Genomic DNA, 10,890 nt, shown 5'->3' with positions numbered 1-10,890 from the left:
TAGGCTCGGGCCATGCCGAGCACACGCATCCTGCTGCAGAACACCGACGCCTCCGGCGAGCTCGCGCGCTCGTTCGAGGCCCTGCGCGCCGAGAACGAGCTGGCCACCGACTACCCGGCCGACGCCGTGGCCGACGCTCTCGACGCGCTCGCGCACGTCGAGAAACCGGAGCGCGACGAGACGTCCGTGCCGTTCTTCACGATCGACCCGGCCGGTTCGATGGACCTAGATCAGGCCATGCACCTGGAGCGTGACGGCGAGGGTTTCCACGTGCGCTACGCCATCGCCGATGTGCCGCTGTACGTGCGTCCCGGCGGCGCTCTCGACGCCGAGACGCGCCGTCGCGGGCAGACGATCTACATGCCCGACATGCGGATTCCGTTGCACCCCGAGGAACTCAGTGAAGGTGCGGCGAGCCTGCTCGAGGGGCAGATCTGCTCGGCGTTCGTGTGGGACATGCATCTCGACGCGCGCGGCGAGGTGACGTCGGCGAGTTTGTACCGCGCGCAGGTCCGCAGCGTCGAACGGCTCGACTACACGCAGGTGCAGGGGAATGTCGACGGCGGGGGCGCGATGGGCGGCGCCGTCGACGAGCGCTTCGCGCTGCTGCGTCAGATCGGTGAGTTACGCGCGCAGCTGGAGATCGAGCGTGGTGGCGCGTCGCTGCCGATGCCCGAGCAGGAGGTGAGCGAGCCGAGCCCCGGCGACTACGAGGTGCACTTCCGCCCACCCGTACCGAGCGAGGACTGGAACGCGCAGATTTCCCTCATGACGGGCATGGTGGCGGCGCGGATGATGCTCGACGCCGGCATCGGCATCCTGCGCACGATGCCGAAGGCCGACGAGCGCGACGTCGCGCGGTTCCGCCTGCAGGCGAAAGCGCTTGGCGTGGCATGGGCCGAGGACCAGACGTACGGCGCGTTCCTGCGCTCCCTCGATCGTGATGACCCGCACCATCTCGCGCTCGTCCACGAGGCCGTCGGGCTGTTCCGCGGTGCCGCGTACACGCCGTTCGACCGCGACAACCCGGCCATCGCGACGCCCGAGATCACCGAGCAGGCCGCCGTCGCGGCGCCGTACGCGCACGTCACCGCGCCGCTGCGGCGGCTCGTCGACCGCTTCGGGCTCGTCATCTGCGAGGCCGTCTCCAACGGACGCGAGGTACCGGCTTGGGCGCGCGAGGCGCTCGTCGAGCTGCCCGAGATCATGAAGCGCACCGACTCGCTGGCGCGCAAGATCGACCGCGCGTGCGTCGACCGCGTCGAGGCGGCCGCGCTGTCGTCCGACGTCGGGGAGACGTTCGCGGCGTTCGTCGTCGAGGACGGAGACCACGGCCACGGCAAGGGCGAGCCGACGATCCAGCTCGTCGACCACGCCGTTGTCGCGACGGTGAAGGTCGGTGACGCTGCGGCCCCTGCGCTCGGTGAGGCGTGTGAGGTGACGTTGACGGGCGCCGACATCGCGACGGGGAAGCTGACGTTCGCCCTCGCGTGAGGTACTGACGCCTCGCTGCGTCACATCGTGCTGGGTGCGTCAGGCGTGACCGACTCGGGCGGCATCATGTGACGCAGCTGGGTCGTCGCCCGTCATGGGCCGGTCGGATGCGTCGGCACCCGCAGGCAAAGGTAAGCTTGCGCGCGGATGAGTCGGCCGGGCGGTCGCGTCGAGAGTTCGCTCTCGCCGAGGAAAGTCCGGGCTCCACAGGGCAGGGTGATGGCTAACAGCCACCCGGGGCGACCCGCGGGAAAGTGCCACAGAGAACAGACCGCCACGCTCATGAGCGCGGCAAGGGTGAAACGGTGGTGCAAGAGACCACCAGCGCCCCAGGCGACTGGGGCGGCTCGGTAAACCCCACCCGGAGCAAGATCAGACAGCATGCGTCGAAGCGGCCCGCTGAGCATGTGGGTAGATCGCTCGAGCCCTGCAGCAATGCAGGGCCTAGATGGATGATCGCCGAAGCGATGCCAGCAATGGCGCGCGGAACACAACCCGGCTTATAGGCCGACTCATCCCCCGAACATCGCGGGCGCCAGCCCGCAACAGCAGGCGGGAAGGCGCCATCCGGCAGGAGTGGCGCCTTCCTGCCTGTCGCGATCGTGGGGCCGTCAGTGCGTCGCCGCGCTGCTGCACATGTTGAGCAGCAGCGTGAGCACGATCGAGGCGATGACCGAGAACAGGATCATGCCGAGACACCCGGGCAGGCCCCCGACGGGACGGATCTGGACGCGAGGACGTTCGTTCATGGCCTGAAAAGTACACGGTGAGCGCACGGGGCGCTCCCACCCCCAGGGGTGCCCCGTTTGCTTCACCGCCCGTCCCACATCGACGATACTGGCGCGATGACGACACGCATGACGGCCGTGCTCACCGGGCAGGTGCTCAGCTGGCTGGGTGATGCCTTCCAGGTGGTGGCATTGCCCGTGGCGATCGTCGTGGCGGGCGGTAGCGCCGGGCAGATGGCCGCGGCCATCACCGCGACGACGGTGGCACGCCTCGTGTTCACGTTGTTCGGTGGGGTCTGGGCGGATCGGGTGCAGCCACGCATCGTCATGGCCGCCTCGGACGCGGTGCGCGCAGCGTGCGGGCTCGTCCTCGCCTGCTGCTTCTGGGCCGGCGCATGGTCGACGCCGGTCATCGTCGGATGCGCCTTCGTCACCGCGGCTGCCGGTGCGTTCTACGGGCCTGCGTTCATGACGTGGCGGCGCGCCGTGGTGCCGGCGGGGGCGCGTCGGCGCACGAACGGGACCATCACGAGCCTGCGTCAGCTCATGCTCATGTTGGGCCCGGTGCTCGGGGGAGCCGTCGTCGGGTTCGCCGGCGCGGGAGTCGGCTTCGCCGTCAACGCGGCGACGTTCGTCGTCTCCCTGGGGGCGGTGCTCGTCTGGGCGGGTCAGGTCGACACGACGGCGAGCGAGCTCACGGAAGCGGGCGAGGGCACCGAAGTGGATGAGAGCTTCGGCGAGCAACTCGTCGCCGGGTGGCGCGCGGTGCGCTCGCGCTCGTGGCTGCTCTTCGGCTTGCTCGCGGCCGGTTTCTACCACATCGGCAACGGCGCGATCCTCGTGCTGGCACCCTTGCTCGTCGCCAGAGAGGCGGGTGGCGCCCACGCCGTCGGCATCGTCGCCGCCGCCGAGGGGCTCGGTGGGTTTGTCGGCGCAGCTCTCGGGTCGCGCATCCACCTGCGACGTCCGCTCTTCAGCGGGTGGGCGCCGCTGCTGCTCATGCCGTTGTGGGCCTTCAGCTTCGCGGTCTTTCACTCGGTGTGGCCGATCGCGGTGCTCGCCGCCGTCGGATACGCGGGTCTGCTCTTCTACGACGTGCATTGGGAGACGGCCATTCAGCAGGCTGTGCCCGGCGAGCTGCAGGGCCGCGTGCATTCCTGGACATCCTCATGTCCTTCGTCGCGCTACCGCTCGGTTCGGTGCTCGCCGCACCCCTTGCCCAGACGTTCGGCGCCCGCCAGGTCATTGCCGTCGCCGCGTGCTTCCTTCTCATCGCGAGTGTCGTGCCCTTGTTCATCCGCAGCATGCGCGAGTTCACCCTCGAACCGTCGCAGACGGACCAGCCCGCCCCATCCCGGTGACGCATCGTGTGCTCGATGCGGCCCGGGTGAGGCCGGCCTGCGCAGGCTCCGCCGTCACCAACTCGTGTGGCGCGGGCGCCCTTCGTCGTAGCCCGAGGCGCTCTGCACACCCACGCGGGCACGTTCGTGGAACTCGTCGATCGTCTTTGCGCCCGCGTAGGTGAACGAGCTGCGCACGCCGGCGATGATCGAGTCCATGAGGTCTTCGACACCCGGCCGCTGCGGGTCGAGGTACATGCGCGAGGACGAGATGCCCTCCTCGAACAGCGCCGAACGTGCACGCTCGAACGCACCCTGCGATGACGTGCGGCCACGCACGGCACGAGCCGACGCCATGCCGAACGACTCCTTGTAGAGGCGCCCGTCGGCGTCGCGGTTGAGGTCGCCGGGCGACTCCCAGGTGCCAGCGAACCACGACCCGATCATGACGCTCGCGCCCCCGGCCGCGAGGGCGAGCGCGACGTCACGCGGATACTTGACGCCGCCGTCAGCCCAGACGTGAGCGCCGAGTTCGCGCGCCGCGGCTGCGCATTCGAGCACCGCGCTGAACTGCGGGCGCCCGACACCCGTCATCATGCGGGTCGTGCACATCGCTCCCGGCCCGACGCCGACCTTCACGATATCGGCGCCCGCTTCGACGAGGTCACGGGCACCGTCGGCAGTGACGACGTTGCCCGCCGCGATGGGGATGCGGCGCCCCGAGGACGTCTCGTGAGCGTCACGGGCTGCCCGCACGACGCCGAGCGCGTCGATCATCTTCTCCTGATGCCCGTGGGCGGTGTCGACGACGAGGACGTCGGCACCCGATTCGAGCATCGTCGTCGCCTTGCCCTCGACGTCACCGTTGATGCCGATGGCGACGCCGATCGACAGCTTGCCGTCGGGGTCGAGCGCGGGGGAGTAGATCGTGGAGCGCAGGATGCCGCGTTTCGTCAGGACACCGACGAGGGCGCCGCCCGCCTCGACGACGACGGCGATGTCGCGGTGCATACGCTCGAGCAGGTCAAACGTGTCGTGCAGGTCGGCTCCGGATTCCACGGTCGTGATGTCGCGCGTCATGACGTCGGCGATGACGCTGAAGCGGTCGACCTCGAGGCAGTGCGCCTCGCTCACGAGGCCGAGGGGGCGGCGGTCGTCGCCGATGACGACGGCGACGCGGTGTGCGCGTTTGCCGAGCAGCGCGAGCACGTCGCTGACGGGGGCGTCCGGCGCGATCGTCACCGGCGTCTCGTAGGTCGGGTGGCTCGCCTTCACTTGCCGGATGGTCTCCTGAACGGCTGCGATCGGAATGTCCTGCGGCAGGACGGCGACCGCGCCGCGCCGGGCGACCGTCTCGGCCATGCGGCGACCCGAGATCGCCGTCATGTTTGCGACGACGAGCGGGATCGTCGTGCCGACCCCGTCGTTCGTCGTGAGGTCGACATCGAGACGGCTCGTGACGCGCGAGCGCGACGGCACCATGAAGACGTCGTTGTACGTGAGGTCGTAGGCCGTTTTTCCGGTGATGAGTTCCACGTCACTCACCCTAGGCTGACGCGCCGACAACCGCGGAATTGCGGGGTCTTTCTTGTTCGAGGCGGCCTTCGCCCGAATGCCCGAACGGATGCCTGCCCGGCGTCGTGTGGGGCCGGCAGCTGGCCACACGGCCCGCCGCGACCGTCCCGAGCAGACGCGGGGGCGGCGGCGGGCCTACGGTTGAGGCATGAAGCTCACGCATCACGGTCACTCCTGTATCGAACTCGACGCCGGCGGCGTTCGCGTGCTGTTCGACCCCGGCACGTTCAGCTCGTTCGACGACGTCAAGGGCGTCGACGCGATCGTCGTCACGCACCAGCACGCCGACCATCTCGACCCCGACGCCATCGACAGCCTGCGGGCCGCGAACCCTGATGCGGTGTGGTTCGCCGAGCCGCAGACGGCACAGTTGCTCGCGGACAAGGGCGTCGAGGCCACCGCGACGAAGGCCGGCGAGACGTACGACGTCGCGGGCGTCACGCTCGAGGGCGTCGGTTCGACGCACGCCGAGATCCACCCCTACATCCCGCGCGTCGGCAACGTAGGCATCGTCGTGAGCGCGCCGGGTGAGCCGCGCGTCTTCCATCCCGGTGACTCGCTCGAGGGGCGCCCCGAGAACATCGATCTTCTGTGTGTGCCGCTCGCCGCGCCGTGGTCGGCCGTCAAGGAGACCATTGCCTTCGTCCGCGCCGTCGCGCCGCAGCACGTCGTGCCGATCCACGACCAGATCATCGCCCCCGCCGCGCGCGGCATCTTCCTGAACCACGTCGCCGACTTCGGCCGCGACGGCGGCGTCGACGTCATCGATGTGCCCGTCGGCGACAGCGTCGAATTGTCCGCTTGACCCGCCCGGGATGACGCGGGTGGTGCGATCGGCGGCAGGCCGCTTCAGTGCTGCCAATGACGCCGTGTGCGGACACGTGCTGAATGAATGGGAGCCGCTAGCTGGGCTCCCGGCAGCGCTGGGCGGGGGGATCAGGCTGTCGTCGCACAAGAGTGCAGCCGACGGCGCCCGCTCGGTGGGATAGTCCCCGGCGAGTGCCCGACAGGCGTGGCCGCCGACGCGACGTGTCGCGGTTGGGGCGTCGGGCTTTGTGGGGTGTCGGCGCCTGCCGATAACCTGGGCGCATGACGCTCTCGGTGACTTCGTGCCACGACCGCGACGAGTGGGATGCCCTCGTCAACTCCTCCGGCGGCCACCCGCTGCAGTTGTGGGGTTGGGGCGAGCTGAAGTCGCAGTACGAGTGGTCGGCCGACCGCGTCGTCGTGCGTGACGGTGACGACGTCGTCGGCTCGGCGCAGGTGTTGCTGCGCCGCCTACCGGCCCCGTTCAAGTCGCTCGCCTACGTGCCGCGTGGCCCGCAGGCCGCCGAGGCAGACCGCGCGCGTGTCGTCGCGGCGCTCGCGCAGCACGTCAAGAACACGCACGGCCCGATCGGCCTGACGATCGAGCCCGACTGGGAGGCGCCGTTCGCGCCGCTCGAGAAGGGCGCGTCCGACGACGAGATCGCGTCCCTCGTCGCGCGGCCGACGTCCGGGTGGCTCGCCGACGTCGAGGCTGCGGGGTACGTGCGCAGTGACAACACGGGGCTCATCCCGCACACGCTGATCGTCGACGTCACTCGTGACGAGGACACGATCATGAAGGAGCTGAGCAGCTCCACCCGTCAGAACGTGCGCAAGTCGTTCAAGGCCGAGAACGTCCGGTTCGGTCTCGTCACCGAGCAGGCCGATCTCGATCAGGTGCTCGCGATCAACAAGGAGACGGCGAAGCGCGCGAACTTCGCAGTCCACTCCGACCTCTACCACGAGCAGATCCGCGACTTCATGGGCCCCGCCTCGCAGCTCATCGCGGCGTGGGAGGGCGACGAGGTCGTCGCGTTCGTGTGGCTCGTGGTCTCCGGCAAGACCGCGTTCGAGCTGTACGGCGGCGTCAGCCCGCGTGGCATGAAGCTGCGCCTCAACTATGGCCTCAAGTTCTGGGCGATGACGCACGTCAAGGCGCAGGGCGTCGAACGTTATGACTTCAACGGGCTCCTCAATGACGGCATCAGCGACTTCAAGCGCCAGTTCGCCAAGCACGAGGACATGCTCGTCGGCACGTACGACAAGTCGCTCTCGCCGATGTTCCCCGTTTTCGCGACGGCCCTGCCCGTGGTGCGCTCGACGCTCAAGCGCGGCGTGCCCGCGGCGAAGAAGACGGCTGTGTCGCTCAAGAACGACCCGAAGGGGACGCTCGTCGGCGCCGCAGCGGGCGCCCGCTCCAAGGCATCTGACGTTCGCGCCAAGCGCGCTGACGCAGCGTGGCACCGCCTCGACTGACGCCGACCTGACCCGCGACGACCCGCCTGATGTCCCATCGGGCGGGTCGTCGGTTATTCGACGTGTGGCGAGCCGGAGTTTGCGCGGCGGTCGACTGCCTGTTCTGCGCATGCCTTGTCCTGCGCGGCCGAACGCCGCCGCTCCTTGCCGGTCGTCGGGGCTGGCCGCGGCGGGGGCCAGCTGGCTGACCCTCGCGTCGGACGGCGAGGAGCGCTCGTTCGGCTCAGTTCACTGATTCGGCGCCTGCCGGCGATCGTCATCACGGCAACCGGCATTGGCTGACTGACTTCCTCGGCGCGTACGACGGCGGTTGCCACCGAGCGACTTGTCGACTCGTGTGCCCTGCCACGTCGCTTCCGCTCGACCCACCTCGAGGCCGAACGGCGACGTCGCCATCGGCTGCCCAGAAGCCTCAAGATCGCCTGCCGGGCGTTGCCGCTGATTTCGCGAGGCCGTCCGCCACGATGCGGGAAGCGGCGAAGCCTCGCGCGCGTGATTTCCGCGGCCCACTATGCCGCGTGGAAGCGCGGCGCGGCCTTTTCGATGTGACAGCCCGGGTAGGTGAGCCACAGGTGGAGTGTCGTGCTGACGCGGCTGTTCTCCAGTGCGAGGTCGAGAAGCGCCTTGACGCGCAGCGATCCGGCCGGGGGAGCCGCTCCGGGCGGGCTGTTCTCGCGCAACGACCGCGCGCGTTCCTCGATGACGGCGTCGAGCGCCACCGCGTCGCCCGTGTCGAGGGTGACGTGCAGTTGCGTCAACGCGTCGAAATCGAGGTGCGGAGTGAACCAGACGGCGTGTTCACGGGCGGTCTCATCAGGGTCGCGCGGTTTCGCGAGACCCTGCCGGTGGAGCAGGGTGAGCGCCCGCGCATGTGCCGCGTCGGCTCCGAGGCGGTGGGCGCCGGCCTTCGTCAGGTCGGCCTCGATGCCGGACGCGACCTCGGGCTCGAGGTGCTGCAGCTCGTGCAGGATGGCGCGCACCGCAGGCATGCGCGCGTCAGCGTGTGCAGCTGCTCGAGCGACCGCGGGTGCGGCTGCGTAGTGCGGCGACGTCATCGGACATCGCCGCGACCGTACCGGGTTGCATCCCGAGCACCGCAGCGAGGTGGGCGGGGGCGAACTCGCCTGGCCCGAGCGGGTACGACTCGTCAGCACGTGCGAAGCGTTCGAACTCAAGATGATCCTGAGCCCGCACCGTGTCGTGATGAGCATGTGCGGTGAGGTCGACGACGGTCTGCGCCATCCGGGTGACCTTGCGCGCCGCCTCTACCGCTCGCTCGAGGTCGCGGCGGGTCGCCGCGAGGGTTGCGCACTGGTCGTCGAGGGTCACGCCGTCGTCCGCATCGGACGTCAGCGCGGAACCGCTCGCGAGCGCCCGGTCTGCCGCCACGCGCGTCAGTGCCTGCCATGTCTCGACGAGTTCGTCGCCGGGCAGGCAGGTGAGCGCCTCGAGGCTCTCCCGCACGATGCTGTCCATGCTGCATTATCGCACATATGTTCGAATGGCGGAAGATTGTTGCACGCCGGGTTGACCGGTCGAAGCCGGGCTGGTCCGTACCTTTGCGAGAAACCCCCAGCGGATCGGCTGCCCCTCGCCAGCCATGGTGCCGTGCAGCGACCCCAGCAATGCCGAGCGCAGCGTGCCTATGACTGAGTCAACGTCCGCTGTCGGTCACGGGGTGGCCCGTCCTGCCGCCGACCCTATTGCGCCGAGGAAACGCCACGCGTCATCGCACGGTCAGGCCCACCGGAGGTTCACGAAATGCGCCCGGTCGCCAGCACGGCGCGAGCATCGAAGGTCAGCGTCCCCTCGGCACACATCGTGCGGGCCGTCTCGAAGAAGAGCTCCCGCATCCGGGCCCTCACCTCGGCTGATTGAGCAAGGTACGTCATGCCCGGCGTCGCCACGCCGGCCGTGATGCCCGCCCACAGGTCCTCGGGCGTCACCGTCCACGTCCAGCTGATGTCGGTGGATCGGACATCGTCGAGCCCGCCGCGGCGAAGAGGGAACCGAGGCCCCGGCGGGTTCGCTCGAAGTCCTGATAGGCAGGTAGGGACTGGTCAGGCAGCGGCGTCAGATCGGGGCAGGAGAGCACCTCGCGGAGCAAGGGGCCGAATCCTGCGCCACCGGCGGGCCAGATCGTCGCCGCCACGATCCCGTCACGACGGCAGACGCGGGACAGCTCGCGCATCGACGCGCACGGCGCCTCGACGTGATTGATGACGAAATTGGCCGTCACGATGTCGAAGCTGCCGGAGCAGAAAGGGAGTTCAGGCAGCGCTGCTTTCAGAGTGGCCACGTGGGGTGCCGAAGAGCGGGTGAGTTCGCACATCGTCGCGTCCGCGTCGCACGCGACGACCGCACGACCGTTCTCTGACGCGGCAGCGGCCAAGCGACCGTCGCCGCACCCGACGTCGAGATGGCGCAGACGTCGTCGCTGTGGCCGCGCTGGTCATTCGTTGCGGCCAGGAGCGGCCCGGTGGCGCCCGCGCAAGCCCGTGCAAACGATCGGCGGTAGCCCTCCGCGACGTCGGCCCAGTCCCTCATCGCCCGGCGGGCGTGCAGATGCAGTGACGGTTGCCGTCGGCGTCCTCGACGACCCAGAACGACGGGGCGTGGGCGTCGCTGACGAGGCGGCCGCCGGCATCGAGAACGGCTGCCAGCCGCTGCTCGGCGGCCTCCGCCGCCACCCAGACGTCGAAGTGCCAACGCTGCTCGTGATCCGCCGGCGGGAGCTGGGAATCGTCGGCCGCATCGCCATCGGGGGAGTCCGCATCATCCGGGGCCTGCCACCACACCGTCGGCGTCTGGCCGCTCGGGTCGACGGGCTCACCGTCACGCAGCGGCGCAGCGAAGAGCGCCGAGTAGAACGGAGCGACCTCGTCCGCGTGTGCAGTGTCGAGCCCCGGATCGATCTGGGTGAGACCGGCCACGTCCGGTTCGAGGCCCAGGTGCGCCGCGTGCTCGGCGCTCAACCTCGCCATCCGTAGATCGCGGCTCGTGATGCCGCGGACGTCATGGCTGACGAGGCTGACGATGACGTCCGCGTACGTCAGGGTGACGTCGGGATGGTGATCCCACCGTTCCGCCGACTCGCCGATGAGGTTCACGAGCCGCAACCCCGTCGCGAAGTCGCCAGTGCGGTAGCGCGCCCGCAGTGACCCCATGATCTGCGCCCACCCGGCCGGGGTCTGCGCGGCCACCTCCGCCGCCGTCAGGGTGCGCATCGGATCGGGCCGCCCACCGGGACGCTGCGTCATGTCGTCGCTCATGGCTCCAGTCGACCACACCCGCGCCCGTGCTGGGAGCGTGTCGGTCGCCTCGGTTCCGCGGTGCCCAGCACCGCGGGCGACTGCGTGAGGTGCAGCGTCGGCTCCCACGCTTGAGCGCCGGAACTGCCAGCAGCTCCTCGAGCACGTGGCTCGGTTCCACCCCGCGATGCGCCTCACGCACCCACGACGTCGTCGCCC

The 10,890-nt window shown here is 69.6% G+C and carries 11 protein-coding genes and 1 other RNA gene; 5 read left to right on the top strand and 7 right to left on the bottom strand.

Annotated elements, in window-relative coordinates; translation table 11 throughout:
• The first annotated feature begins 12 nt into the window (after positions 1-12).
• Together B2284_RS07600 and rnpB are read left to right on the top strand one after the other, a co-directional pair.
• Entirely contained in the window at positions 13-1,494 is a 1,482-nt protein-coding gene (locus B2284_RS07600; protein ID WP_038568631.1) for an RNB domain-containing ribonuclease, read from the top strand.
• 148 nt (positions 1,495-1,642) lie between these two features.
• Positions 1,643-2,013: RNase P RNA component class A (gene rnpB, locus B2284_RS07595), an RNA gene on the top strand.
• A gap of 92 nt (positions 2,014-2,105) precedes the next feature.
• Here the strand turns inward: rnpB and B2284_RS07590 are convergent.
• The gene (locus B2284_RS07590; RefSeq protein ID WP_006944181.1) at positions 2,106-2,243 is read right to left on the bottom strand and encodes a hypothetical protein; all 138 of its coding nucleotides are present in this window, start codon (positions 2,241-2,243) and stop codon (positions 2,106-2,108) included.
• 96 nt (positions 2,244-2,339) lie between these two features.
• Between B2284_RS07590 and B2284_RS07585 the strand changes: the two genes are divergently transcribed.
• Positions 2,340-3,674: an MFS transporter gene (locus tag B2284_RS07585; RefSeq protein ID WP_115296113.1), complete on the top strand. Its 1,335-nt coding sequence runs from the start codon at positions 2,340-2,342 to the stop codon at positions 3,672-3,674.
• On the opposite strand, the gene B2284_RS07580 is transcribed toward B2284_RS07585, so the two are convergent.
• Positions 3,638-5,098, bottom strand: a complete 1,461-nt coding sequence (locus B2284_RS07580; protein WP_074045604.1) for a GuaB1 family IMP dehydrogenase-related protein — start codon at positions 5,096-5,098, stop codon at positions 3,638-3,640. The two genes, B2284_RS07585 and B2284_RS07580, sit on opposite strands and share 37 nt — an antisense overlap.
• 187 nt (positions 5,099-5,285) lie before the next feature.
• Here B2284_RS07580 and B2284_RS07575 point away from each other — a divergent pair, with 187 nt between their 5' ends.
• Together B2284_RS07575 and B2284_RS07570 are read left to right on the top strand one after the other, a co-directional pair.
• Positions 5,286-5,942: an MBL fold metallo-hydrolase gene (locus B2284_RS07575; protein WP_074045605.1), complete on the top strand. Its 657-nt coding sequence runs from the start codon at positions 5,286-5,288 to the stop codon at positions 5,940-5,942.
• 284 nt (positions 5,943-6,226) lie between these two features.
• A complete protein-coding gene (locus tag B2284_RS07570; RefSeq protein ID WP_040014395.1) occupies positions 6,227-7,420 on the top strand; it encodes a lipid II:glycine glycyltransferase FemX in 1,194 nt (397 codons plus the stop codon).
• 509 nt (positions 7,421-7,929) lie between these two features.
• Here the strand turns inward: B2284_RS07570 and B2284_RS07565 are convergent.
• From B2284_RS07565 to B2284_RS07545, 5 genes are all read right to left on the bottom strand, one after another.
• On the bottom strand, positions 7,930-8,409 hold the full coding sequence (locus B2284_RS07565) for a hypothetical protein (protein WP_038568605.1): 480 nt from the start codon (positions 8,407-8,409) through the stop codon (positions 7,930-7,932).
• Positions 8,410-8,416: 7 nt separating this feature from the next.
• Positions 8,417-8,896, bottom strand: coding sequence for a hypothetical protein (locus tag B2284_RS07560; protein ID WP_136788029.1), 480 nt, complete (start codon positions 8,894-8,896; stop codon positions 8,417-8,419).
• 278 nt (positions 8,897-9,174) lie between these two features.
• Positions 9,175-9,366 carry a hypothetical protein gene (locus B2284_RS07555; protein WP_006944248.1) on the bottom strand — a complete coding sequence of 64 codons (192 nt, stop codon included), beginning with the start codon at positions 9,364-9,366 and terminating at the stop codon, positions 9,175-9,177.
• Positions 9,363-9,848, bottom strand: a complete 486-nt coding sequence (locus B2284_RS07550) for a class I SAM-dependent methyltransferase (RefSeq protein ID WP_083603942.1) — start codon at positions 9,846-9,848, stop codon at positions 9,363-9,365. The genes B2284_RS07555 and B2284_RS07550 overlap by 4 nt, the downstream gene beginning before the upstream one ends.
• Positions 9,849-9,963: 115 nt before the next feature.
• Positions 9,964-10,692, bottom strand: coding sequence for a 4a-hydroxytetrahydrobiopterin dehydratase (locus B2284_RS07545; RefSeq protein ID WP_006944193.1), 729 nt, complete (start codon positions 10,690-10,692; stop codon positions 9,964-9,966).
• Positions 10,693-10,890: the final 198 nt, after the last annotated feature.

The organism is Dermacoccus sp. UBA1591, from assembly GCF_002322065.1.
Lineage (GTDB): Bacteria > Actinomycetota > Actinomycetes > Actinomycetales > Dermatophilaceae > Dermacoccus > Dermacoccus nishinomiyaensis.
The sequence above is the reverse complement of the archived record's forward strand: the minus strand, read 5'-3'. Positions and strand labels throughout refer to the sequence as shown.